This window comes from Bacillus sp. NPDC060175 (assembly GCF_042728695.1).
Lineage (GTDB): Bacteria > Bacillota > Bacilli > Bacillales > Bacillaceae_G > Bacillus_A.
Window position 1 is genome coordinate 69240 of sequence record NZ_JBHWYR010000013.1, and the last position, 25354, is coordinate 94593.

General features: G+C 37.3%; 26 protein-coding genes and 12 tRNA genes. 35 read left to right on the forward strand and 3 right to left on the reverse strand.

The genetic code is table 11. The features are described from left to right. The first annotated feature begins 5 nt into the window (after positions 1-5). Positions 6-986, forward strand: coding sequence for an ABC transporter ATP-binding protein (locus ACFWDE_RS09600; RefSeq protein WP_377891827.1), 981 nt, complete (start codon positions 6-8; stop codon positions 984-986). Beyond that, entirely contained in the window at positions 983-1948 is a 966-nt protein-coding gene (locus ACFWDE_RS09605; RefSeq protein ID WP_002009869.1) for an ABC transporter ATP-binding protein, read from the forward strand. The genes ACFWDE_RS09600 and ACFWDE_RS09605 overlap by 4 nt, the downstream gene beginning before the upstream one ends. Positions 1949-1985: 37 nt before the next feature. Here ACFWDE_RS09605 and ACFWDE_RS09610 read toward each other — a convergent pair whose 3' ends face one another. Continuing rightward, positions 1986-2858, reverse strand: a complete 873-nt coding sequence (locus ACFWDE_RS09610; RefSeq protein ID WP_377891830.1) for a Cof-type HAD-IIB family hydrolase — start codon at positions 2856-2858, stop codon at positions 1986-1988. Positions 2859-3323: 465 nt separating this feature from the next. Between ACFWDE_RS09610 and ACFWDE_RS09615 the strand changes: the two genes are divergently transcribed. The 14 genes from ACFWDE_RS09615 (at position 3324) to uvsE (ending at position 16488) form a co-directional block, all read left to right on the forward strand. Continuing rightward, the gene (locus ACFWDE_RS09615; RefSeq protein ID WP_219916884.1) at positions 3324-3443 is read left to right on the forward strand and encodes a DUF3948 family protein; all 120 of its coding nucleotides are present in this window, start codon (positions 3324-3326) and stop codon (positions 3441-3443) included. Between the two features lie 43 nt (positions 3444-3486). Continuing rightward, positions 3487-3597: a DUF3948 family protein gene (locus tag ACFWDE_RS09620; RefSeq protein WP_001058532.1), complete on the forward strand. Its 111-nt coding sequence runs from the start codon at positions 3487-3489 to the stop codon at positions 3595-3597. Positions 3598-3632: 35 nt separating this feature from the next. Continuing rightward, positions 3633-3749: a DUF3948 family protein gene (locus ACFWDE_RS09625; protein WP_219916885.1), complete on the forward strand. Its 117-nt coding sequence runs from the start codon at positions 3633-3635 to the stop codon at positions 3747-3749. Positions 3750-3792: 43 nt separating this feature from the next. Next, the gene (locus tag ACFWDE_RS09630; protein ID WP_000664237.1) at positions 3793-3900 is read left to right on the forward strand and encodes a DUF3948 family protein; all 108 of its coding nucleotides are present in this window, start codon (positions 3793-3795) and stop codon (positions 3898-3900) included. Positions 3901-3942: 42 nt separating this feature from the next. After that, the gene (locus ACFWDE_RS09635) at positions 3943-4053 is read left to right on the forward strand and encodes a DUF3948 family protein (protein ID WP_001083697.1); all 111 of its coding nucleotides are present in this window, start codon (positions 3943-3945) and stop codon (positions 4051-4053) included. A 309-nt stretch (positions 4054-4362) separates the two neighbouring features. Next, positions 4363-5481 (forward strand): 4-hydroxyphenylpyruvate dioxygenase, encoded by a 1119-nt coding sequence (gene hppD / locus ACFWDE_RS09640; protein WP_219916886.1) that lies wholly within the window; start codon positions 4363-4365, stop codon positions 5479-5481. Positions 5482-5547: 66 nt separating this feature from the next. After that, complete coding sequence (locus ACFWDE_RS09645) at positions 5548-6504, forward strand: fumarylacetoacetate hydrolase family protein (RefSeq protein ID WP_377891837.1); 957 nt, start codon at positions 5548-5550, stop codon at positions 6502-6504. Beyond that, positions 6470-7642, forward strand: coding sequence for a homogentisate 1,2-dioxygenase (locus ACFWDE_RS09650; protein ID WP_070140604.1), 1173 nt, complete (start codon positions 6470-6472; stop codon positions 7640-7642). Before ACFWDE_RS09645 ends, ACFWDE_RS09650 begins: the two co-directional genes overlap by 35 nt. A gap of 258 nt (positions 7643-7900) precedes the next feature. Further along, positions 7901-9316: a branched-chain amino acid transporter BcaP gene (gene bcaP, locus ACFWDE_RS09655; protein WP_002113418.1), complete on the forward strand. Its 1416-nt coding sequence runs from the start codon at positions 7901-7903 to the stop codon at positions 9314-9316. Between the two features lie 106 nt (positions 9317-9422). Next, positions 9423-10688, forward strand: coding sequence for an MDR family MFS transporter (locus ACFWDE_RS09660; protein WP_377891841.1), 1266 nt, complete (start codon positions 9423-9425; stop codon positions 10686-10688). Between the two features lie 301 nt (positions 10689-10989). Continuing rightward, entirely contained in the window at positions 10990-12075 is a 1086-nt protein-coding gene (locus ACFWDE_RS09665) for a D-alanine--D-alanine ligase (RefSeq protein WP_377891844.1), read from the forward strand. A gap of 62 nt (positions 12076-12137) precedes the next feature. Next, on the forward strand, positions 12138-13514 hold the full coding sequence (gene murF, locus ACFWDE_RS09670; protein ID WP_377891846.1) for a UDP-N-acetylmuramoyl-tripeptide--D-alanyl-D-alanine ligase: 1377 nt from the start codon (positions 12138-12140) through the stop codon (positions 13512-13514). Positions 13515-13818: 304 nt separating this feature from the next. Continuing rightward, the gene (gene cshA, locus ACFWDE_RS09675; RefSeq protein WP_377891849.1) at positions 13819-15432 is read left to right on the forward strand and encodes a degradosome RNA helicase CshA; all 1614 of its coding nucleotides are present in this window, start codon (positions 13819-13821) and stop codon (positions 15430-15432) included. Between the two features lie 93 nt (positions 15433-15525). Further along, a complete protein-coding gene (gene uvsE, locus ACFWDE_RS09680) occupies positions 15526-16488 on the forward strand; it encodes a UV DNA damage repair endonuclease UvsE (protein WP_377891851.1) in 963 nt (320 codons plus the stop codon). Here the strand turns inward: uvsE and ACFWDE_RS09685 are convergent. Next, positions 16481-17053 (reverse strand): rhomboid family intramembrane serine protease, encoded by a 573-nt coding sequence (locus ACFWDE_RS09685; RefSeq protein WP_377891853.1) that lies wholly within the window; start codon positions 17051-17053, stop codon positions 16481-16483. The two genes, uvsE and ACFWDE_RS09685, sit on opposite strands and share 8 nt — an antisense overlap. A 92-nt stretch (positions 17054-17145) precedes the next feature. Here ACFWDE_RS09685 and acpS point away from each other — a divergent pair, with 92 nt between their 5' ends. From acpS to ACFWDE_RS09715, 6 genes are all read left to right on the forward strand, one after another. Continuing rightward, positions 17146-17505 carry a holo-ACP synthase gene (gene acpS, locus ACFWDE_RS09690; protein WP_002009969.1) on the forward strand — a complete coding sequence of 120 codons (360 nt, stop codon included), beginning with the start codon at positions 17146-17148 and terminating at the stop codon, positions 17503-17505. A 156-nt stretch (positions 17506-17661) separates the two neighbouring features. Further along, positions 17662-18612, forward strand: coding sequence for a LolA family protein (locus ACFWDE_RS09695; protein ID WP_377891864.1), 951 nt, complete (start codon positions 17662-17664; stop codon positions 18610-18612). 117 nt (positions 18613-18729) lie between these two features. Continuing rightward, a complete protein-coding gene (alr, locus tag ACFWDE_RS09700; protein ID WP_377891856.1) occupies positions 18730-19899 on the forward strand; it encodes an alanine racemase in 1170 nt (389 codons plus the stop codon). A 312-nt stretch (positions 19900-20211) separates the two neighbouring features. Continuing rightward, entirely contained in the window at positions 20212-20499 is a 288-nt protein-coding gene (locus tag ACFWDE_RS09705) for an antitoxin EndoAI (protein WP_000004570.1), read from the forward strand. 4 nt (positions 20500-20503) lie between these two features. Continuing rightward, on the forward strand, positions 20504-20854 hold the full coding sequence (ndoA, locus tag ACFWDE_RS09710) for a type II toxin-antitoxin system endoribonuclease NdoA (RefSeq protein ID WP_000635965.1): 351 nt from the start codon (positions 20504-20506) through the stop codon (positions 20852-20854). A 68-nt stretch (positions 20855-20922) separates the two neighbouring features. Beyond that, entirely contained in the window at positions 20923-23091 is a 2169-nt protein-coding gene (locus tag ACFWDE_RS09715; RefSeq protein WP_377891867.1) for a Tex family protein, read from the forward strand. A gap of 57 nt (positions 23092-23148) precedes the next feature. On the opposite strand, the gene cmpA is transcribed toward ACFWDE_RS09715, so the two are convergent. Continuing rightward, positions 23149-23265 (reverse strand): cortex morphogenetic protein CmpA, encoded by a 117-nt coding sequence (cmpA, locus tag ACFWDE_RS09720; protein WP_001143642.1) that lies wholly within the window; start codon positions 23263-23265, stop codon positions 23149-23151. A 207-nt stretch (positions 23266-23472) separates the two neighbouring features. On the opposite strand from cmpA, the gene ACFWDE_RS09725 reads away from it, so the two are divergent. The 13 genes from ACFWDE_RS09725 to ACFWDE_RS09785 all read left to right on the forward strand — a co-directional run bounded on the left by ACFWDE_RS09725 (position 23473) and on the right by ACFWDE_RS09785 (position 25222). Then, on the forward strand, positions 23473-23928 hold the full coding sequence (locus tag ACFWDE_RS09725) for a SprT family protein (RefSeq protein ID WP_377891859.1): 456 nt from the start codon (positions 23473-23475) through the stop codon (positions 23926-23928). A 114-nt stretch (positions 23929-24042) separates the two neighbouring features. Continuing rightward, positions 24043-24117, forward strand: a tRNA-Asn gene (locus ACFWDE_RS09730). Positions 24118-24122: 5 nt separating this feature from the next. Beyond that, positions 24123-24213, forward strand: a tRNA-Ser gene (locus ACFWDE_RS09735). Positions 24214-24221: 8 nt separating this feature from the next. Continuing rightward, positions 24222-24296 (forward strand) — tRNA-Glu (locus tag ACFWDE_RS09740). Positions 24297-24300: 4 nt separating this feature from the next. After that, positions 24301-24376, forward strand: a tRNA-Val gene (locus tag ACFWDE_RS09745). Between the two features lie 24 nt (positions 24377-24400). After that, positions 24401-24477 (forward strand) — tRNA-Met (locus ACFWDE_RS09750). A gap of 3 nt (positions 24478-24480) precedes the next feature. Beyond that, positions 24481-24556: transfer RNA gene (locus ACFWDE_RS09755), tRNA-Asp, on the forward strand. Positions 24557-24643: 87 nt separating this feature from the next. Further along, positions 24644-24718: transfer RNA gene (locus tag ACFWDE_RS09760), tRNA-Gln, on the forward strand. A gap of 5 nt (positions 24719-24723) precedes the next feature. Continuing rightward, a tRNA-Lys gene (locus ACFWDE_RS09765) sits at positions 24724-24796 on the forward strand. 16 nt (positions 24797-24812) lie between these two features. Continuing rightward, positions 24813-24895, forward strand: a tRNA-Leu gene (locus tag ACFWDE_RS09770). 98 nt (positions 24896-24993) lie between these two features. Beyond that, positions 24994-25070 (forward strand) — tRNA-Arg (locus ACFWDE_RS09775). Between the two features lie 3 nt (positions 25071-25073). Further along, positions 25074-25150 (forward strand) — tRNA-Pro (locus tag ACFWDE_RS09780). A gap of 1 nt (position 25151) precedes the next feature. Beyond that, positions 25152-25222: transfer RNA gene (locus tag ACFWDE_RS09785), tRNA-Gly, on the forward strand. Positions 25223-25354: the final 132 nt, after the last annotated feature.

The window sequence follows — 25354 nt, forward strand, 5'->3', positions numbered from 1 at the left end:
GAAGCATGAGTAAAGCAGTAGTAGAGCTAAAGGATTTACAAACACACTTTCAGACGGAAGAAGGTACAGTAAAGGCTGTCAATCATGTTAGCTTTTCAGTTCGAGAAGGTGAAACAGTTTGTGTAGTAGGCGAATCGGGCTGCGGGAAGAGTGTAACTGCGCTATCTATTATGGGACTTATTGCTGAATCAGGCAGTGTAGTAGGTGGAGATATTTTATATGAAGGAAGAAGTCTTTTAGGTATGAAAGAGAAAGAGCTTCGTAGTTTACGAGGCAATGACATTGCGATGATTTTCCAAGAACCGATGACATCGCTAAATCCGGTCTTCACTGTAGGAGAACAAATTGTAGAAACGTTAAGAGAGCATGAATTACTTAGTAAAAATGAAGCGTATAAGAAGGCAATCGAATTAATTCGTAAAGTTGGTATAGCTCGCGCGGATGAAATTGTCCATTCGTATCCACATGAGCTAAGCGGTGGCATGTTACAACGTATTATGATTGCTGTTGCACTAAGCTGTAACCCTAAGTTATTAATTGCAGATGAACCGACAACTGCTCTTGATGTTACGATTCAAGCTCAAATATTAGATTTACTAAGACAAGTAAAAGAGGAATTTAAAACATCGATTTTATTAATTACACATGATCTAGGTGTTGTAGCGGAAATGGCGGATTACGTTGTTGTTATGTATGGTGGTAAAGTCATTGAAGAAGCTCCAGTGGTAGAGCTATTTCAAAATCCTAAACACCCATATACGAAAGGGTTACTAAAATCAAAACCAGTAATGGGGAAACGAACAGATAAACTTTATTCTATTCCAGGGCAAGTTCCGAATTTAGTTGGCTTAGATGAGTTTTGTTACTTTAGCGGTCGTTGTGAGCATTGTATGGAAATATGTAAAGAAGAAGCACCAAATCTGAATGTACACGATGAGGATCATAAAGTAGCTTGCTGGTTATATGAGGAGCGTGCGGAACAATGAGTGAACCATTATTAGAAGTGAAAAACTTAAAGACGTATTTTCCAATTAAAGGAGGCATATTCAGTAGAACGATTGGACATGTAAAAGCAGTTGATGGAGTAAGTTTTACTATTAATAAAGGTGAAGTATTCGGCCTCGTTGGAGAATCGGGAAGTGGAAAAACAACGATAGGAAAAACAATTTTACGTCTCGTCCAAAAAACGGAGGGGGAAGTAAAGTTTAAAGGGCACGATGTTCATTCCTTATCCAAGGAGGAATTGAGAAAGCATCGTCCTAATATGCAGCTCGTCTTTCAAGATCCATTTAGTTCATTAAATCCAAGAATGAGAATTGGAGAAGCGCTTGGTGAGCCAATGTTGGCTCACGGGCTAGCGACGAAAGAAAATGTCCGTGAAAAGGTGATAGAAGTATTGGAGTTATGTGGTTTAGCGCCGTATCATATTGACCGGTACCCTCATGAGTTTTCCGGCGGGCAACGTCAGCGTATCGTTATTGCAAGGGCAATGGTATTAGATCCAGAATTTATTGTGGCTGATGAGCCTGTTGCGGCATTAGATGTATCTATTCAAGCGCAAATCATTAATTTGTTTAGTGAATTACAGGAGAAAAAGGGATTGTCCTATTTATTCATTTCACATGATTTAAGTGTTGTGGAGCACTTATGTACGAAAATTGGAATTATGTATTTAGGTACGATCGTGGAGACGGCACCGCGTGATGAGTTATTTGCGAATCCACTTCATCCGTATACAAAAGCTTTGTTATCGGCTGTACCAATACCAGATCCAACAGTGAAGCGAGAGCGAATTATACTAGAGGGTGATATTCCAAGTCCAGCGAATCCACCTTCAGGTTGTCGTTTTCATACACGTTGTCCGTTTGCGACAGATGTTTGTAAAAAAACAGTACCAGAATTTCGTAATGTTGGTGAAGAGCACTTTGTTGCTTGTCATCATGTATAAAAGAAAAGGACTCTTTCAAATTGAAAGAGCCCTTTTTTTATTTACTAGATGAAGTTTGTTTTAATACGAATTGCTCGATTGCATGAGCAACACCATGTTCATTGTTTGTTAATGTTACAACATCACATAGTTTTTTTACATCTTCTTCAGCATTTCCCATTGCAACAGATAAACCAGCAACTTGTAACATTGGCACGTCATTAAAGTTATCACCGATTGCAACTGTATCTTCAATTGGTATATTGAAATAAGCTGCCATTTCTTGTAGGCCGTTCCCTTTATGACCATGCTTATCCATAATTTCTACATTAGTAGGAGCTGATGCCGTAACTGAAATGTCCGTATCTCCTTGTAAAGTTTGTAATAGCTGTGAACGATGAGCAGCATTGAATGTTAAAATGAAGAATTTAGATATTTCTAATTCTGGATTATTTACGACATCTTCGATTTTTTGGAAATCAGTAATTAAGTTAGATTTCTTTTGTTTTTCTGTAATTCTTTCAAGTTCCTCAAGTGTAACATCTAGTGTATGTTTGTTTTCTTCGAATGCCTGCATGACTTGACCTTGCCATGTATAAGGAGAATAAACCCCTTTATTTGTGTACAACTTATATGGGAAACCTTCAGATTCTAGTAATTTTGCAAGCTTGTATACTTTATCGTTTTGTAAACAACGCGAGTTAATTACTTTTCCGTCCACATAAACAATTGCCCCATTGCTTGCTCCAACTGGAAGAGATAGTTTATATTCTTCCAATAATTTTAAAGCATCCTCTTTCGCGCGGCCAGAACAAATCATTACAATATGACCAGCTTCTTTTGCGGTTTGGATAGCTTGTAAGTTCTCTTTGGAGATTTCAAGATTAGATGATAGTAGTGTACCATCCATATCTAATGCGATTAATTTCAAAATGACCACCTCTTTGTTTTTATTATACATAGTTATATAGAGGAAACATATAAACTTATCTTGGAAAGATAGTATTTTATCCCGCATTAATTGCCAGTAAAAGCTCGATTGGTGAGGGGGAATAATCAGTAGGGAATGGAACCCTCGCTGATTAAAGTTTCACTTTGTTTTGTAACGAAATAGAGATGAATAATATTATATTTCACTTTATGACCGTAATGTTACACGAGTGTTACAAATGTGAGTGTAGTAGAAAACGCATTAAAACAAGGTTTTTGAGTGTTTATTTAAAAAAACGTAAAAAAAGTGTAATAAAATTTACGTAATTATATTGCAACGTAATAATAGTTATGTTACATTAATGTTACAAACGTTACGCAATTAATTTTAATGTAACGTTAACATGAAAACTATGAACTAATCATTTCTTAGTAATTACATATAGATAACTTATAAAAAAGGAGAATGAATGATATGAACAACGAGCAAGTATTAAACATAACAAAAGGCGACTTCTTAGGATCAGCAAGCGGAGCAGTAGTATTAACAGCATTAATCGTATTTCTATCAAGCGTATTAGTATAATAGAAGTTTTATAACAAAAATAAGAGAAGGGAGAATGAAAATTATGAACAACGAGCAAGTATTAAACGTAACAAAAGGCGACTTCTTAGGATCAGCAAGTGGAGCGGTAGTATTAACAGCATTAATCGTATTTCTATCAAGCGTATTAGTATAATAGAATTTTTGTAACAAAAGAAAAAAGAAGGGAGAATGAAAAAAATGAAAGAGCAAGTATTACAAGTAACAAAAGGTGATTTCGTAGGGTCAGCAAGCGGAGCAGTAGTATTAACAGCGTTAATCGTATTTCTATCAAGCGTATTAGTATAATAAAATTTTTGTAACAAAAGAAAAAAGAAGGGAGAATGAAAAAATGAAAGAGCAAGTATTACAAGTAACAAAAGGTGATTTCGTAGGATCAGCAAGTGGAGCAGTGGTATTAACGGCATTAATCGTATTTCTATCAAGTGTATTAGTATAATAGAAGTTTTAAATCGTACAAAATGAAAGGAGAATGAGGAATATGAACAGTGAACAAGTGTTACAAGTAACAAAAACAGATTTATTAGGATCATTAGGCGGAGCAGTAATATTAACATCATTTATTCTATTCCTTGCAAATATATTAGTATGAGAAATATAAATACAATCATTCAAAAAAAATAAAGACTCTAACGTATTAGTAAGTAGTTAATATGTTGGGGTCTTTTTTATTTTCCTCTCATATATATCCTCAAGTATTAATATTCCCCATTACTTTAAAGAGAAAAAAGTCGAATTTTATATGTAAGAAAAAAAGAGGAATTTGACAGAAAAGATAGAAAATTTTAAAGGTCAGAATTTGTTAGCTTGCTAACTAATTTCTATTAATTGATGTTGGAAGCGTTTTCGGTTGGTTTTAAGTATGGACCATTTAATCTATTTACAGGGGGATGAAGATATTATGAAACAAAAATCTATGGATACGCTAGCTGCACAAATGGAGGACTTTTTTCCGGTACGTGATGTAGATCATTTGGAGTTTTACGTAGGGAATGCAAAACAATCGAGTTATTACCTTGCGAGAGCGTTCGGATTCAAAATCGTGGCTTACTCTGGATTAGAAACAGGAAATCGTGAAAAGGTATCTTATGTGCTTGTGCAAAAAAATATGCGTTTTGTTGTGTCCGGAGCCCTAGGTAGCGATAATCGTATCGCAGAGTTTGTAAAGACTCATGGTGACGGCGTGAAAGATGTAGCTTTACTTGTTGATGATGTTGATAAAGCATATTCGGAAGCGGTGAAACGTGGTGCCGTCGCAATTGCTCCACCTGAGGAGTTAACAGATGAGGACGGTACCTTGAAGAAAGCGGTTATTGGTACGTATGGTGATACAATTCACACGCTTGTAGAGCGTAAAAATTATAAAGGAACATTTATGCCAGGATTCCAAAAGGTTGAGTTTAATATTCCATTTGAAGAGTCTGGTTTAATTGCTGTAGACCATGTAGTTGGTAACGTTGAGAAAATGGAAGAGTGGGTTAGTTATTACGAGAATGTTATGGGCTTTAAACAAATGATCCATTTCGACGATGACGATATTAGCACAGAGTATTCGGCATTAATGTCAAAAGTTATGACGAATGGAAGCCGTATTAAGTTTCCAATTAATGAACCAGCAGACGGAAAAAGAAAGTCACAAATTCAAGAATATCTAGAGTTCTATAACGGAGCGGGTGTACAGCATCTCGCTTTATTAACAAGTGACATTGTAAAAACAATTGAAGTGCTTCGTGCGAATGGTGTTGAGTTTTTAGATACGCCAGATACGTATTACGATGAGTTAACTGCACGAGTGGGGAAAATTGATGAAGAAATTGATAAATTAAAAGAATTGAAGATTCTAGTAGACCGTGACGAAGAAGGTTATTTATTACAAATCTTTACGAAACCAATTGTAGATCGTCCAACTCTATTTATTGAAATCATCCAACGTAAAGGTTCTCGTGGATTTGGCGAAGGGAACTTTAAAGCGTTATTTGAATCAATTGAAAGAGAACAAGAGCGTCGCGGAAATTTATAAAATTTGTATCCACCAGCAAGAGTTCCTTTGTTGGTGGAAATTTCATTTTCATAGGGAGGAATCATGATGAAATTTGTTACATTTCGTCTCCCATCGAAAGAAATGCGAGCTGGATGGCTTGAAGGTGACAAAGTAATCGATATGAATCTTGCGAGTGATGGACAATTACCTTCTTCTATGTTTGCCTTTTTAGAGAAAGCAGATGAGTATGTAGAAGTATTGCGTAATATTAAGAATCCTGAAAAGGGTATATATTCCTTAGAGGAAGTTCAATTAGCAGCGGCAATTCCTAATCCGAGTAGCATTCGAGATTTTTATGCATTTGAACAGCATGTAAAAACAGCCCGCGGGAGAAGAGGGCTAGATGTTGTACCTGAATGGTATGATATCCCGGTTTTTTATTTTACTAACCATCGTGCTGTTATTGGTCCGGATGATTTTGTAATTGGCCCGAAGAAGTCTAAAAAGCTTGATTATGAATTAGAGATTGCTTGTGTAATCGGAAAAGAAGGACGAAATATTTCTCGTGAGCAAGCAGAGGAATATATTTTTGGTTATTGTATTATGAACGACTGGAGTGCAAGGGACTTACAAGCAACAGAAATGAAGGTAGGGCTTGGACCAGCAAAAGGAAAAGATTTTGCAACTTCATTAGGAGCGTATCTCGTTACGAAAGAGGAATTAGACATTTATCGTAATGGTAATCGATATGATTTAGAGATGACTGCTCACGTGAATGGGAAATTATTATCAAAGGGAAACTTCCAAGATATTTACTATACGTTTGCTGAAATGATTGAACGTGCTTCACAAGACGTGACCTTATATCCGGGAGATGTGATCGGTTCTGGAACAGTAGGAACAGGATGTATTTTAGAACTTGGTACAGAAGAGTGGCTACAAGATGGAGATGTTGTAGAGCTTTCGATTACTGGTTTAGGTACGTTACGTAATACGGTCAAAAAAGACATGAAAGCAGGTGATGGGCATGTTTTATCGTCACATGGGGGAGCTACCTCATAAACGACATGTACAATTTCGTAAAAAAGATGGAGCGCTTTATCGTGAACAGGTAATGGGAACGAAAGGTTTTTCTGGTACGCAGTCTATTTTGTACCATCATTATATGCCAACGGAAGTAGGTCATGCGGCATTATCTCATTCTTGTCAGTTGCAGTATGAAGAAGATGTAGCTCTTGCACATCGCCATTTTCGCACGAAAGAAAATAAAAAAACTGGCGATGCAGTAAGCGGAAGAACCTTTATGCTTGGGAATGAGGATTTATTAATTGGAGTAGTGACTCCAACAGAAAAAATGGACTATTTCTACCGTAATGGTGATGGCGATGAAATGTTATTTGTTCATTATGGAACAGGGAAAATTGAAACAATGTTCGGAACGATTCACTATAGAAAAGGTGATTATGTAACGATCCCAATTGGAACGATTTATCGTGTTATTCCAGATGAAGGAGAGACTAAGTTTCTTGTTGTAGAGGCAAATAGCCAAATTACAACACCAAGTCGCTATCGCAATGAGTATGGGCAACTGTTAGAACATAGTCCGTTTTGTGAAAGAGATATTCGTGGTCCGGAGAAATTGGAGACATATGATGAAAAAGGTGAGTTTGTCGTAATGACAAAATCGAGGGGGTATATGCATAAGCATGTTTTAGGGCACCATCCGTTAGATGTTGTTGGCTGGGATGGCTATTTATATCCATGGGTATTTAATGTTGAGGATTTTGAACCAATTACAGGTCGTATTCATCAGCCACCACCAGTACATCAAACATTTGAAGGGCATAATTTTGTTATTTGCTCTTTCGTACCACGCTTATATGATTATCATCCAGAATCAATTCCGGCACCATATTATCATAGTAATGTGAATAGTGATGAGGTACTTTACTATGTAGAAGGTAACTTTATGAGCCGAAAAGGTGTGGAAGAAGGTTCTATTACGCTTCATCCGAGCGGGATTCCACATGGGCCGCATCCTGGAAAAACAGAAGCGAGTATAGGGAAGAAAGAAACACTTGAATTAGCTGTTATGATAGATACATTCCGTCCGCTTCGTATTGTGAAACAAGCACATGAGACGGAAGATGAAAAGTATATGTATAGCTGGATTGAAGAGGGTTCATATACTGTGAAATAAGTAAAAAGAGGCATGCTCAATAAAGGAGCATGCCTCTTTTGTGGAATCGACATGTATACTAATACCAAAAACAGTTATGAAAAGATATATAGATATGATTGTGTGAATCTTTTTATAGAAAGAATGATAAGGGTATAGCGCGTATCTCGATAGTTTTCTGTTTATTCCGACAAAAGTATTGACTAAAAAACATACTGTAGGTAAAATGAAAAAAGTAAATTAAATTTTCAGAAAACTAAAATCATGGAGGAGCACAGTATGAAGCAAATTTTTCAAAAGAAGCCGATTTCAACGTTACTGCAAGAAAGTAAACAAAAGACATTATCGAGAACGTTAGGGGCACTTGATTTAACAATGCTTGGAATCGGAGCAATTGTTGGAACTGGTATTTTTGTTCTTACTGGCGTTGTAGCAGCGAAACATTCTGGACCAGCTATTATATTATCATTTGCTATAGCTGCATTAGCTTGTGCCTTTGCTGCATTTTGTTACGCTGAATTTGCTTCTTCAGTTCCTGTCTCAGGGAGTGTGTACACGTACACGTATGCGACGATGGGAGAAGTATTTGCATTCTTAATTGGATGGGATTTAATGCTCGAGTATTTATTAGCTACATCTGCTGTAGCCAATGGATGGTCAGCGTATTTTCAATCGTTATTAAAGGGATTTGGGATTCATATTCCGACCATTCTCTCCTCGGCTCCTGGTACAGGAAAGGGTGGAATAATTGATCTACCTGCAGTTCTAATTATTCTAGTTATGACAGCTCTTTTATCTAGAGGTGTTCGTGAAAGTGCACGAATAAATAATATCATGGTATTTATTAAAATAGCGGTTGTTCTTATCTTTATCTTTGCTGGTTTTAATTATGTGAAACCTGAAAATTGGACGCCTTTTATGCCATTTGGTTTAGATGGTGTAATGGCTGGAGCTGCTACAGTATTCTTCGCATTCATAGGATTTGATGCAGTTTCAACAGCTGCAGAAGAAGTGAAACGTCCGCAACGTGATTTACCAATCGGCATTATCGCATCGTTATTAATTTGTACTGTTCTTTATATCGTTGTTTCACTTATTTTGACAGGAATTGTTCCATACGGACAGCTAAATATATCAGATCCAGTTGCCTTTGCACTTCAATTTATTGGACAAGATAGTTTAGCGGGAGTAATTTCGGTAGGAGCAATTACAGGGATTACAACTGTAATGCTAGTTATGATGTATGGGCAAGTTCGTGTTTCGTATGCGATGAGCCGAGATGGGCTGTTGCCGAAGCGTCTTGCTAAAGTTCATCCGAAATTTAAAACACCATTTTTAAATACATGGACAACTGGGATTATTGCAGCACTTATTTCAGGGTTAATTGATTTAAATGTTTTAGCACACCTTGTAAATATGGGGACATTGTCAGCTTTTGCACTTGTAGCAGTTGCGGTTATTGTCCTGAGAAGAACTCATCCTGACTTACCAAGGGCATTTAAGGCACCTCTTGTACCATTTTTACCAGCGTTAACGGTAATTTTTTGTTTATACTTAATGCTTCAGTTATCCGGAACAGCGTGGATTAGTTTTGGGGTATGGATGGTTATTGGTATAGCAGTTTACTTTTTATATAGCCGAAAACATAGTGCGTTAAGTAATGGTAAAAAAGAAGAAGATGTAGCAAATTTATAAGTGGAAAAATCCATTCTAATTCTGTTAGAATGGATTTTTGTTTTGAAAATTTACATTTTTCTGAATATGTTATAAGATAATTGTTGGTTAATTAAGGGGGGGAAGTATGAAAAATACATGGCGTGAGCTAAGGGCGATGGATCGTAACGTATGGATTCGATTTATCGGTGAGACATTGAACGGAATTGCGATGATGATGTTAATGCCTTTTTTTGCACTATATTTAAAAGATAAGGTAGATTCTTTATTACAAGTTGGAATTATTATGGCGCTTTCTCCAATTGCTGCAAGCTTTGGCTCACTTATAGGCGGAAGAATAGCTGATATATATGGAAGAAAGCCAATTATGATATTTTCGATGGCGAGTAATGCATTACTAATGCTCGGTTTTTTATTTATAGAAGGGTTTATCCCATATGCCATTTTATCTATTTTTTTAGGGTTAAGTAATTCTCTATTTCATCCAGCGGCATCAGCGATGGTTGCAGATGTGACGGCGCCAGAAAAAAGAACAGAGGCATATGGTTTATTGCGAATGGGACACAATATTGGTGCTGCAATTGGGCCGATAATGGGAGTGTCAGTAGTTGTTTTATCGAAGAACCTTGTTTTTATTATCGCTTCGTCGACAATGCTATTTTATGCATTACTTGTATTAATTTTTATTCAGGAGACAATGCCAAAAGCCGCAGATAAAAAAGAAGAGAATGAAGAGAAGGAATCAGGTGCGGTTTGGAAAATTTTAATGAGAGATAAGGCGTTAATGATTTATTTGTTAGCGGGAATCATTATTTCTATGGGGTTTTCTCAAACAGAAGGCATGTTGCCGCTGCACTTTGATAACGAAATGAAGGGCATTAATAATCCATATCCATATTTAATGGCGTTAAATGGTCTATTAGTTGTTTTATTTCAATTTCAAATTTCAAAATGGGCGACAGATAAACCTGTCGGAAAGACGATGTTATATGGTGCGTGCTTGTTCGGGATTGGTTTGTTTTTAATAGGGTGGTTACCGAAATGGTTTGGGGGATTAGATACAAATGCTACGATTATTTTAATAACGTTACTGTTCGTTTATGCAATATATACGTTAGGTGAGATGATTATGTCACCTGTACAGATGACGTTTGTAGCGAATTTGGCCCCTGAGCATTTGAGAGGAACATATATGGGAGCGGCCAGTTTGCAGTGGATCACAGGGGGGGCATTTGGTCCGCTTCTTGGTGGTTTTCTATTGGATCGTTTGCTTGGTCACTTCTTATTTACAATTTTAGGTGTTGGATGTGTAGTTGCAGGCTTTGTATATGTTTCTTTAGATCGTCTTGTTGAGCAGAGGCAAAAAGATACGCTTAGAAAACAGTCTTCTTAATAAAATGAAACTTTAATCAGTGTTTTTTCATTCTCCATAAATGGTAGGATAATATAGATGACATACACAAAAAGTGGCTTTCTACATATTTTAGGTACATAACCAGATTAGATAGCAACCTTACTTTAAAGTTTAATTATGTTTAGGTGTGTAGAAAATTAAAGAGAAAAAGTGTAGAAAACCAATAAGTGGTGTCTTTTAATTATTTATGGAAGTTACATTTTATTTCAAATAGGAACTACCTATTTTTATAAAAAGTGCTAAAATAGAAAAATGAAAACAATTGGTTAGGGTGATTTCAGTGACAAAAATTAAATTAGGTTTATTATACGGTGGAAAATCAGCTGAGCATCAAGTTTCGCTACAAACGGCTCTTGCTGCTATTAAAGCATTAAATCAAGATAAATTCGAGATTCATCCAATTTATATTACAGAACAAGGTCAATGGGTACGCGGTGAGCGTATTGAAGGTGAAGTAACAGATGTTGAAACTTTAAAAATGAGCGGTGCAGAAAATGCGATTTCCCCGTTATCATTAAGCACAGAAATTATTCCGTCTGCAACTTCTCAAGAAGATGCTATTGACGTTATTTTCCCATTACTACATGGGCCAAACGGTGAAGATGGAACGGTTCAAGGATTATTAGAATTAATGAACATTCCTTATGTAGGTAACGGTGTATTAGCATCAGCTGCTGGTATGGATAAAGTCGTTATGAAAAATATCTTTGCAGAAGCTGGATTGAAACAAGCGAAATATGCATCTTTCATTCGTAGCGCATGGGAAAAAGATAGTGAAATAGCGTATGAAAAAGTAGAAGAAGTATTAGGATATCCTTGCTTCGTAAAACCAGCAAACCTTGGTTCAAGTGTTGGTATTAATAAGTGTAACGATCGTGAAGAGCTTGAAAATGCATTCGAAGAGGCATTCCAATTTGACCGTAAAATTATTGTAGAAGAAAATATTGTAGGTCGTGAAGTAGAAGTTGGTGTATTAGGTAATGATGAGCCGAAATGTTCTGTTGTAGGTGAAATTGTACCGAAAAAAGATTTTTATGATTACAAATCGAAATACATCGATGGTGATACAGCGTTAATTATTCCAGCTGAAATGACAGAAGAAGAGTCTAATGTAATTAAGCGAGATGCAATTATTGCATTCCAATCATTAGATGGTTCGGGCTTAACACGAGCTGATTTCTTCTTAACGAAAGATGGAGAAGTATATATTAACGAAGTAAACACAATGCCAGGATTCACGCCGTTTAGTATGTTCCCACTATTATGGCAACATACAGGGTTACCGTATCCGGAATTAATTGAAGAGTTGATTCGTTTAGCGATTGAACGTCACGAAGAAAAACAAAAAATTAAATATACAATCTAACAAAAAAGGAGGAAGCACTATTCGAAGGAATAGTGCTTCCTCTATGTAAGGAGTGTTTTTTTATGATTAAGCGAACGTTAAAACAAGTAGAGAAAATGGTAGATGGTACTGGATTAGCAGAGAAATATGAGGGAATTACTATACAAGGAGCATCTATTGATACGAGAAAGATTGAAAAAGGAAACTTATATGTTCCGATTCAAGGTGAACGTTTCGATGGACATGCTTTTGTAGATAAAGCTGTTGAAAACGGGGCGATTGCTACATTGTGGATGAAAGATGTAGAAAACCCACCTGAAAATCTTCCAGTTATTTTTGTAGAAGATACACTAGCAGCATTGCAAATGTTAGCGAAAAACTATCGTGATCAATTGGATGTAAAAGTTGTTGGTGTAACGGGTAGTAATGGTAAAACATCTACGAAAGATATTGTAACAAGTATTCTTGCGACTAAATTTAAAGTTCAAAAAACAGAAGGTAATTTCAACAACCATATCGGTTTACCTCTTACTATTTTAAATTTAGAGGAAAATACAGAAGTAGCTGTATTAGAAATGGGCATGTCAAGCCAAGGAGAAATTGAATTTCTATCTAAGTTAGCTCGTCCTAATGCAGCTATTATCACGAACATTGGTGAGGCACACTTAATGGATTTAGGATCTCGTGAGGCGATTGCTGAAGCGAAGTTAGAAATTGTTACAGGTTTACAAAAGGGTGGCGTGTTCGTATATAATGGAGATGAGCCGCTATTAACGAATCGTGTTCCAGAAATGAATTTAGCAGCGGAAACAGTTACATTTGGTGATGCGAGAGCAAATGATTACTATCCAACTACTGTAACATTACAGGCAACTGGAACACACTTTAAGATGAACAGGGATGAAACTTTGTCATTCTATCTACCGGTGCTAGGAAAGCATAATGTATATAATACACTTGCTTCAATGGCAATTGCGAAACATTTTGGTGTAACGTGGGAAGAAATGAAAAAAGGTTTAGTAACACTTCAAATGACAGGTATGCGTATGGAAATTGTAAAAACAGATAGTGGTTTAACAATTATCAATGATGCCTATAATGCGAGCCCAACGGCTATGGAAGCTGCGTTCCACCTAATGAATGGCTTAGATGGATTTGCTAAAAAAATTGTTGCGCTTGGTGATATGTTAGAACTTGGAAATCAAGAAGTGCAATTTCATTATGAAGTAGGTAAATTAATTGATCCAGCAAAAATTTCATATGTATTCACATATGGTAAATTAGGAGCTCAAATTGCTGAAGGAGCAAAAATTAATTTCCCTAAAGAACGTGTAAAAGCGTATGAAAACAAAGAAGAACTTGTAAAAGACTTACAAGCAGTAGTTGATGCGAAAGATGTTGTGCTAGTAAAAGCGTCTCGCGGTATGAAATTAGAAGAAGTAATTACGATGTTGAAATAATTGGTGTATATAAATAGGGATGATAGCCACGAAAATAGTGGAAACTTATAATAAGCGCTTACAGTAAATGATAAAAAAATAAAAGTAAAGAAAAAAGCTCTGAATATGAAATAAGGTAACAGTTGGGGTTTGCTTTTTACACCTACAAAACTTATAATTGATAAAGTGTGATAACGTTTAGAAGTATTTTCGTGAAGAATATACGCCCGGTTATACGTCAGTATTCAGGAAAAGGGCTTTTCCGCAAGTTCGGAAAACGCCTTTTTTTAAATGATAAGTATAGGATAGAAAAGGAGAAGTAACATTGACAACATTTCGAGAATTAGGATTAAGTGAGTCTTTACTACAATCTGTTGAAAGTATGGGCTTTGAAGAGGCTACGCCGATTCAAGCTGAAACAATTCCATATGCATTGCAAGGTAAGGATATTATTGGGCAAGCGCAAACAGGTACAGGGAAAACAGCAGCATTCGGATTACCACTATTAGATAAAGTGAATACAAATAAAGAAGCAGTTCAAGGTATTGTTATCGCGCCAACGCGCGAATTAGCAATTCAAGTTGGAGAAGAGCTATACAAACTTGGTAAACATAAACGTGTTCGTATTCTACCAATTTATGGAGGTCAAGATATTAACCGCCAAATTCGTGCTCTAAAAAAACACCCACACATTATTGTTGGTACGCCGGGTCGTATTTTAGATCATATTAACCGTAAAACACTTCGCTTACAAAACGTAGAGACTGTTGTTCTTGACGAAGCGGATGAAATGTTAAACATGGGCTTCATTGAAGATATTGAAGCGATTTTAACAGATGTGCCAGAAACACATCAAACATTATTATTCTCAGCGACAATGCCAGATCCAATCCGTCGTATTGCTGAGCGTTTCATGACTGAGCCTGAACACATTAAAGTAAAAGCAAAAGAAGTAACAATGCCAAACATTCAGCAGTTCTATTTAGAAGTGCAAGAAAAGAATAAGTTTGACGTGTTAACACGCTTACTAGATATTCAATCTCCAGAGCTTGCAATCATATTCGGTCGTACAAAGCGTCGTGTTGATGAATTATCAGAAGCATTAAACTTACGTGGTTATGCAGCAGAAGGTATTCATGGTGACTTAACACAAGCAAAACGTATGTCTGTATTACGTAAATTTAAAGAAGGTGCTATCGAAGTTCTTGTTGCAACAGACGTTGCTGCACGTGGTCTTGATATTTCAGGCGTAACACACGTATACAACTTCGATATCCCGCAAGATCCAGAATCATACGTTCACCGTATCGGTCGTACTGGCCGTGCAGGTAAAAAAGGTATTGCAATGTTATTTGTAACGCCACGTGAATCAGGACAATTGAAAAATATCGAGCGTACAACAAAACGTAAGGTTGATCGTATGGAAGCACCGACACTTGACGAGGCGTTAGAAGGTCAACAACGTTTAATCGCAGAAAAGCTTCAAAGCACAATCCAAAATGAAAACTTATCATACTACAAGCGTATTGCAGAAGAAATGTTGGAAGAGAATGACTCTGTAACAGTAGTAGCTGCTGCTTTAAAAATGATGACAAAAGAACCAGATACAACTCCAATCGCTTTAACATCAGAACCACCAGTTGTTTCAAGAGGTGGCGGTTCTAAAAAACGCGGTGGTAACGGAAGTGGATACCGTGATGGTAACCGTAATCGTAGTCGTGATGGACGCGGCGGTGGCGATGGTCGTAACCGTGATCGCAATCGTGATGGACGTGGAAGTGGAAGTGGAAGTGGAAGTGGAAGTGGCGATGGTCGTAACCGTGATCGCAATCGTGATGGTGGTAGCCGTGATGGTAACCGTGGTCGTAAAGGTGAAGGTCGCCCTGGATCTTCAAATGGACGCGGCGAAAGAAAACATCATAGCCGTCCACAAGCTTAATAAAAAAGAGAATGCCCTTTGCTGGCATTCTCTTTTTTTTATTTCTGTAATTGTGCATACTACATAATAACTCGTATAGAAATGGGGTGCTATATGCTAGTAAGACTTGGGTATGTTGCGATGAGTGTGCATTTGAAGAATGCATCTCCATCTCAAACGATGACATATGCACAGTTTCAGCGGATTGATGATCGAGAGGCTGCGATTCGTAAACTCGAAAGAATCGCTAATTCGAATTTGGAAAATTGCTTACGGCTATTAAAGCATAATAAAGGACATGATATATCTTTCTTTCGACTTAGTTCCAAGCTTATTCCTTTAGCGAATCATGAGGAGTTGTTAGATTGGAACTATATTCGTCCTTTAAAAGAAAATCTGAAAGAATTAGGTGGATATGCAATTCGTATGAATATGCGAATTGACTTCCATCCAGATCATTTTGTTGTACTAAATTCACCTGAGGAGAGTATTTTCAAACGATCTGTAAAGACATTGCAGATGCACAAAAAATTGTTAAAGGGTATGGGAATTGAACATAAGCAACGATGTGTATTACATGTGGGAGGAGGTTATAACGATAAGGAGCTCGCATTAGAACACTTTATAGAAAATTGGTCAACTGTTCCAAGAGGTATTCAAGAGATGATTATATTAGAAAATGATGACACGACCTTTTCTTTAGAAGAAACATTGTATTTAGGTGAGAAATTAGACATTCCAGTCGTGTTTGATTTGCACCATCATATGATGAATAATGACCAGGAAGATTGGCATGAAGATTGGGCACGTGTTGTACATACGTGGGAATCGTCTTTATTACCAGTTAAAATGCACATCTCTAGTCCTAGAGATGGAAAAGATCCAAGAGCACATGCGGATTTTATTGATGTAGATACCTTCTTATCTTTTTTGAAAAAGATAAAGGGGAGTGTTCCGCAAATTGATTGTATGATTGAGGCGAAGAAAAAGGATGAGTCTTTATTTCAACTAATGAGAGATTTAAGTAAACAAACAGATGTGGAAATTGTCGATGGTGCGAGCTTCTATATTAAATAAGCTCTGCGCCATCGATTTTTTTTGTTAAAAAAGGGGTGCACATGCCGCCGATAATCAATCCTGTTAAATGGCTTATAGGATTGGCAGAGGGATTAAAGAAAGTAAATAGCAGTAATATAAGTATCATTATTGAAAAAATAGCGATGTCTCTTGGTTTTGAAGAACGATATCGACTATACAATAAAAATAATTGGGCGCCTAGTAATCCGAAAATACTACCAGATGCTCCGGCGTGAATATATTCAAGAGGCATAATAATATAAGAAGAAATATTCCCAAGAATGCCAGAAAGGAAAAAAATAATGATGAAAGAAAAGTGTCCTAGTTGTTTTTCAATAGAAGAACCAAGTATAAATAAACAAATACTATTAGAAAGAAAATGTTGTAAGTCTACGTGTACAAGTAAGGAAGTTATGACACGCCACCATTCTCCTTTAGCGATATATTCATTGTAGGCTGCCAGGTGAAAGAGGGAAAAGTCGCTCAATATAATCATGACTAATTGTATAAGAAGTAAAGAGATGATAATCGGTTGTAAGGAAATGCGAGTGGATGGTATTAGCATGTTGTTAGTATCACTCCTTTTGCATCAGAAAGATTCTCTGTTATTCTTACAATATGAATGAAGAAAGCTAAATAGAAGAAGGGGATTTTGAAATGATTGTAGGGATTGGAATCGATATTATTGAGTTAAATCGAATTGAAAAAATGCTAGATGGAAAGCTTAAATTTATGGAACGTATTTTAACTGAAAGAGAACGTGGTGTTGCCGAGGGGCTGAAAGGAAGTCGTCTTACAGAATTCGTAGCTGGAAGATTTGCAGCAAAAGAGGCGTATTCTAAAGCGGTAGGGACCGGTATCGGGAAAGAAGTGAGTTTTTTAGATATTGAAGTAAGGAATGATGATAGAGGTAAGCCGATTATCATTACAAATACAGAGCATATTGTTCATTTATCAATTAGTCATAGTAAAGAATTTGCCGTTGCTCAAGTTGTTTTGGAAAGCTCGTCACGCTAGTCTGCATATTTTATATCTTTGTCTCATATATTTGAGGTAGCGATAAGGAAGGCATATCTTCCATTCATTTATAGGGGCAAAGGGGCTGAAGTGATGAAAAGGCGTCTGTTTTTAGTTCTTGTCGGTTTATTGACCGTTTTTGTGTTGGCGGGTTGTATGGAAAAGAAACAGGAAGATGTTGTGAGAGATTTAGAAGCGAAAGTTAAAAGTATGAAGAGTTATCAAGCTGAAGCGAAATTATCTATTAAAACAGGAAATGAGCCTCAGGAGTACAATGTAGAAATTTGGCATAAAGAACCTTCGTATTATCGTGTGAATTTGCAGAATGCGAAAAAGGATCAGAGTCAAATTATTTTAAGAAATGATGAAGGTGTATTTGTATTAACACCGGCGCTTAATAAGAGTTTCCGTTTTCAAAGTGATTGGCCGCAAAATAGTAGCCAGGCTTATTTATATGAATCACTTGTAAGAGATATTTTGCAAGATAAGAAAAATCTCTCTTTCGAGAAAACAGATAAGTATTATGTATTTAAAACAAAAACAAATTATCAACATCAAAATATGTTGCCGAAACAAGAAATTAAGCTGAATAAAAGTGATTTAACACCAGTTTCTGTGAAGCTGATGGATAATGACCAAAATGTCCTTGTAAAAGTAGATTTCACTAAAGTAAAGTTTGATGCAAAGTTTGATAAAGGTGCATTTGATACGAAACAAAATATGTCTAGAGCACAAGTGGATGTTCAGACGGCAGCGAAAGAAGACAAACCGTTTGCTATTTTGTATCCGCGTGATACGCCGCAAGGCATGACTTTGAAAGAGGAAAAAGAGTTGAAGACAGACAGTGGCAAGCGTGCGATACTCACATACACTGGAAGTAAGAAATCCTTTACTTTAATACAAGAAAAGGCAAAAGTTGCAGAGGCCTCATCGGCGGTAAGTGTAAGTGGAGAGCCGGTTGATCTTGGTTCCACGATTGGTGCATTGACGAAAGACTCTGTAACGTGGTCGCATAACGGAGTAGAATATATGCTCGTTTCTAAAGGTCTAGAGCCGAATGAGTTGTTGATGGTTGCTCGTTCGGTTACAGCGAAGCAGGTGAAGTAAACATCTTAGACGTGGTGATATATGTGCACCGCGTCTTTTCTTAGTTTGAAGGTGGATTTCATAAAAGAAGCATATAAAAGAATAAGCTTCGCATATCGTGTATAAGGAAGTGTATTTATGGAAGACGCACCGTTTTACCGTGACACCTGGGTGGAAGTGGATTTAGATGCGATTTACAACAATGTTACGCATATTAAAGAGTTCATTCCAAGTGATGTAGAGATTTTTGCTGTAGTTAAAGCGAATGCATATGGGCACGATTATGTACCGGTGGCTAAAACTGCATTAGAAGCAGGAGCAACAAGATTAGCAGTTGCTTTTTTAGATGAAGCTTTAGTGCTTCGGAGGGCTGGTATTACTGCACCGATTTTAGTATTAGGTCCTTCCCCGCCCCGTGATGTAAACGTAGCTGCTGAAAATGATGTAGCATTAACTGTTTTTCAAAAAGAATGGGTGGAAGAAGCGATAAAGCTCTGGGATGGTTCATCAATAATGAAATTCCATATTAATTTTGATAGTGGTATGGGGAGAATCGGAATACGTGAACGCAAAGAATTAAAGGGGTTCTTAAAGAGTTTAGAAGGCGCACCATTTTTAGAGTTAGAAGGAGTATATACACATTTTGCAACATCCGATGAGGTTGAGACTTCTTACTTTGATAAGCAATATAATACATTCTTGCAGCAGTTAAGTTGGTTGAAAGAATTTGGAGTGAACCCTAAATTTGTCCATACAGCCAATAGTGCTGCAACGTTAAGGTTTCAAGGGATTACATTTAATGCAGTGCGAATTGGTATTGCGATGTATGGACTATCCCCATCTGTAGAAATACGTCCTTTTTTACCATTTAAATTGGAACCAGCGTTGTCACTTCATACGAAGGTTGCTCATATTAAGCAAGTGATTAAAGGGGATGGGATTAGTTATAATGTCACATACCGAACGAGAACTGAAGAATGGATTGCGACAGTTGCAATTGGATATGCAGATGGCTGGCTTAGAAGATTGCAAGGGTTTAAAGTACTTGTAAATGGTGAAAGAGTACCGATTGTAGGGCGAGTGACAATGGATCAATTCATGATACATCTTCCTTGTGAAGTGCCACTTGGTACGAAAGTTACACTCATTGGGAGACAAGGCGATGAGTATATTAGTGCTACCGAGGTAGCTGAATATTCCGGGACTATTAATTATGAAATTATCGCAACGATAAGCTTCCGTGTACCGAGAATATTTATACGACACGGTAAAGTTGTAGAAGTAATCAATTATTTAAATGATATATAGAAGAAGGTATTATCGCTCAGCATCTCGTCATTTAGGGGATTTTCGCTAATGGAAAATAGGCTCTTTTTTGCTAGGGAGCTTCTTTTTATAATTGTTATTAATATAAGTTACAATGAAATGTTGCGGAAAGGATTTCTTTATTTCTTGTTTGAAAGAGATGAAAAGTAAAAGAAGATGAATGTTTTGTTTATGAATTGGAAAACATAAGCAGGGAATAAGGAAGTCTTTGCAACAGGCTCCATACAATGGTATTATTACAATAGGTGTCATATATATATTTGGGTGTGTAGTTGACGGTGGAGGTGTATTTTTGTGTCCGAATCAAGTGTAACTACTGAAATCGTGGTTCGGTTGCCAAAGCAAATGGTAACGGAATTGGACGGAATTGGAAAACAAGAGAATAAGAATCGCCATGAACTAATTTGCCAGGCAACACAACTGTTATTGCGTCAACATAAGACGAAGAAACGCTACCAACATGAATCAATGCGACGTGGGTACATTGAAATGGGAAAAATTAATCTTGGTATTGCATCTGAAGCTTTCTTAGCAGAGTATGAAGCAGCTCATACAGTAGAACGCTTAGTTAGCGGGGGGTAATATTTTGATTGTAAAACGCGGCGACGTGTATTTTGCAGACCTTTCCCCAGTTGTTGGTTCTGAGCAAGGAGGCGTTCGTCCGGTTCTTGTCATTCAAAATGACATCGGAAATCGTTTTAGTCCGACTGTGATTGTAGCGGCTATTACTGCACAGATTCAAAAAGCGAAATTACCCACTCATGTGGAAATTGATGCGAAAAAGTATGGTTTTGAGAGAGATTCTGTTATTTTACTTGAGCAGATTCGAACAATCGATAAGCAACGCTTAACGGACAAAATCACTCATTTGGATGAAGTGATGATGAGTCGTGTAGATGAAGCGTTACAAATTAGTTTAGGACTAATAGATTTTTAAATCGGCAGTTTAAGTTGCTCTCTTTACAGGGCAACTTTTTTTTATTATAGAGGAGGTTACGGTTGGATATGGAAATGGTAGATAATCGACAAGGGTTAATGAAAATGTTAGTGAAAGAATTAGGCTTTACAGAAAAGCAAGTTCGTCATGTTATTCAATTAACAGAAGAAGGTAACACAGTTCCATTTATCGCTCGTTACCGAAAAGAATGGACAGGATCTCTAGATGAGGTGCAAATTCGTGCAATCTTAGAAAGATGGCAATATATGATGCAACTAGAAGATAGGAAAGAAGAGGTTCTTCGTCTTATTGGTGAAAAGGGTAAACTAACGGAAGAGTTGCGTCGTCATATTGTTGCTGCAAAAAAACTTCAGGAAGTAGAAGATTTATATCGTCCATATAAAGAGAAAAGAAGAACGAAAGCTACAATTGCTAAAGAAAAGGGATTAGAACCGTTAGCTGAGTGGCTATTGTTATATAAAAAAGAAAATCCAGCAGAGAAGGCTATGGAATTTGTTAATGCAGAAAAAGAAGTGGCGTCTGCAGAAGATGCGTTGCAAGGTGCGCAAGATATTATTGCAGAACTTGTTTCGGATAATGCGGCATATCGTAGTTGGATTCGCAATACTACTTTCCGACAAGGGATTATGTCTTCATCTGTAAAAGATAAAGAAAAAGATGAAAAGAATATATATGAAATGTATTATGGCTATGAAGAACCGTTGCAAAAAGTAGTGCCACATCGTGTACTAGCTATGAATCGTGGTGAAAAGGAAGACGTATTAAGAGTTTCTGTTATCACGCCAATTGAAGGAATTCTTCAGTTTTTACATAAGAAAATGATTCTTGATGAAGCTTCTAAAAGTGTGCATTATGTACAATTAGCGATGGAAGATGGATATAAGCGATTAATTCAACCTTCAATAGAAAGAGAAATTCGTAAAGAATTAATGGAAACGGCCGAAGAACAAGCGATTCATATTTTCTCTGAGAATCTACGTAATTTATTATTACAACCTCCGATGAAAGGGAAAGTTGTGTTAGCGGTAGATCCAGCATATAGAACCGGTTGTAAATTAGCTGTAGTAGATGATACAGGGAAAGTTCTTCACATAGATGTTATTTATCCGCATCCGCCTGTTCGTAAATATGAGGATGCAAAAACGAAAATCATTTCCATTATAGATAAATATGAAGTTGAAATGATAGCGATTGGAAATGGTACAGCTTCGAGGGAAACGGAAGAATTTATAGTAGATGTATTACAAAATGTAGAACGAGATGTATTTTACATTATTGTAAATGAAGCGGGTGCTAGTGTGTACTCAGCATCTGATGTAGCTCGCGAGGAGTTTCCGAATTTACAGGTTGAAGAAAGAAGTGCCGTTTCAATTGGGAGACGTCTGCAAGATCCGCTTGCAGAGCTTGTGAAAATTGACCCTAAATCTGTTGGGGTGGGACAATATCAACATGATGTATCTCAAAAGAGATTAAATGAATCATTAACATTTGTAGTAGAGACAGCAGTTAACCGAGTTGGTGTTAATGTAAATACAGCTTCAGTTGCATTGTTGCAATATGTTTCGGGGTTATCAAAAACAGTTGCGAAAAATATTGTAGCTAAGCGTGAGGAAGATGGGAAATTCACGAAGCGTACTGAATTAAAGAAAATCCCGCGTTTAGGTGCAAAAACATATGAACAATGTATCGGTTTTTTACGTATATTAGAAGGAGCGAATCCGTTAGATCGCACAGGGATTCATCCAGAACAATATAAAAATGTTGAATTATTATTAAAGAGCCTAGGGTTATCAAAGAATGATGTGGGGAAACCGAACTTGCAAAAGAGTTTAGAAGGAGTAGATATTTCTAAATTATCTCAAGAGACCGAGATTGGTGAGCCGACATTAGTTGATATTATGGATGCTTTAATTAGCCCGGAACGAGATATGAGGGATGAGTTGCCAAAGCCACTTTTGAAAAAGGGGATTTTAAAATTAGAAGATTTAAAGCGTGGTATGGAATTAGAGGGAACGATCCGCAATGTTGTTGATTTCGGTGCCTTTGTTGATATTGGTGTGAAGCAAGATGGTTTAGTACATATTTCTAAACTAAGTAAACAATTTGTAAAGCATCCATTAGATATCGTATCCGTGGGACAAATTGTAAAGGTATGGGTAGATGATATTGATACGAAAAAAGGTCGTGTTGCATTATCAATGTTACCAATTGAATAGAAAGTAAAGAGAGCAGATGAAACTGCTCTCTTTTTATGGATAGGAAAGTTTCATTGATTATGAGCTTTGGTGTATTTTACTATAATAAAACCAGCATTCATTTAGTAACTTGATTTGATACCGGTTTTTTTCGAAATATGCACGTTGCATTTGTTTCTTTAGCCATGTAGGCATAGGAATCCCTCCTTGTTTAATCCTGCTCTCATAAATTCCTCCTTTTATTTAAAGAAATATTGATGAGAGGTTGGTGAGTGGATTTCTATCAATGCTGCATTTTTAGAAATCACGCTTCTTGAATGAGGATGGGTATATGTACTATTTAATATATGTATAGGAAGGGAGAAAAGTGTAAAAATATTTTTTTGTTTAGGAGGAATGAGAATGGATGAGCAAGAAATTCAGAGGTTAGTGGAAGAGGTATCGTTACAATGCTTTGGAATGCCGTTTTTACATAAAGCGATGTTTAATAGTAGGTTACGTACAACGGGTGGGCGCTATCTATTGAAGAATCATAATATAGAATTGAATTATCGATATTACGAAATATATGGTAAAGAAGAGTTAGTCGGGATTGTTAAACATGAACTTTGTCATTATCACTTACATATCACAGGAAAAGGGTATAAGCACGGAGATAGAGATTTTCGTGAGTTATTAAAGAAAGTAGGTGCACCACGTTTTTGTAAACGAATGATTAGTGAGGAGGAAACGAAAGTTTATACGTATGAATGTATGGGTTGTTCGTTTCAATATGTAAGAAGACGTCAAATAAATACACAAAGATATGTATGTGGAAAGTGCAAAGGACAACTAAAACTGGTAGTGAAAACATCTTGACAGTGAAAACGCAATCCAGTATATTATAAACATGTCCCGTTTGCGCAAGACGTTGTGAAAAAACTTCTTGACTTACGATGAGAATTTTTATAAGATACAAATTGTCTTTATTATTCCGCAGTAGCTCAGTGGTAGAGCTATCGGCTGTTAACCGATCGGTCGTAGGTTCGAGTCCTACCTGCGGAGCCATATACAGAGAAGTACCCAAGTGGCTCAAGGGGCTCCCCTGCTAAGGGAGTAGATCGCTAACGCGGTGCGAGGGTTCGAATCCCTTCTTCTCTGCCATATATATTGGCCCGTTGGTCAAGTGGTTAAGACACCGCCCTTTCACGGCGGTAACACGGGTTCGAATCCCGTACGGGTCACCACTTCGGAGGATTAGCTCAGCTGGGAGAGCACCTGCCTTACAAGCAGGGGGTCGGCGGTTCGATCCCGTCATCCTCCACCATATAAATTATATAAATAATATTATCGCGGGGTGGAGCAGTACGGTAGCTCGTCGGGCTCATAACCCGAAGGTCGCAGGTTCAAATCCTGTCCCCGCAACCAAATGGTCCCGTGGTGTAGTGGTTAACATGCCTGCCTGTCACGCAGGAGATCGCCGGTTCGACCCCGGTCGGGACCGCCATTTTAACTTCTGCTATATAGCAGTTGTTTTTTATTGGACATTATGGTACAATAACATTTGTCTTTGAAAAGAAGATAACTATTTCAATGGGCTATAGCCAAGCGGTAAGGCAACGGACTTTGACTCCGTCATGCGCTGGTTCGAATCCAGCTAGCCCAGCCATTTACGAGCCATTAGCTCAGTTGGTAGAGCATCTGACTTTTAATCAGAGGGTCGAAGGTTCGAATCCTTCATGGCTCACTTTTGTTTTTTCCGCGCGGTCGTGGCGGAACGGCAGACGCGCTAGGTTGAGGGCCTAGTGGGGGAAACCCCGTGGAGGTTCAAGTCCTCTCGGCCGCATCAAAAAAATCTTTTAAAAAAGTACTTGCATTTGAAAATGTAGTATGATAAGATAATTGAGTCGCCAAAATACAACGACGAAAAAACATCATGAATAAGCGCCCGTAGCTCAATTGGATAGAGCGTTTGACTACGGATCAAGAGGTTAGGGGTTCGACTCCTCTCGGGCGCGCCATAACGGGAAGTGGCTCAGCTTGGTAGAGCACCTGGTTTGGGACCAGGGGGTCGCAGGTTCAAATCCTGTCTTCCCGACCACGCGGGTGTAGTTTAGTGGTAAAACAAGAGCCTTCCAAGCTCTGGTCGAGAGTTCGATTCTCTTCACCCGCTTTTAGTTCTTTGAAAACTGAACGAAACAAACAACGTAAACGTCAATTTTTATTTTTAGATGCTAGACAAACTAACTTTATTGGAGAGTTTGATCCTGGCTCAGGATGAACGCTGGCGGCGTGCCTAATACAT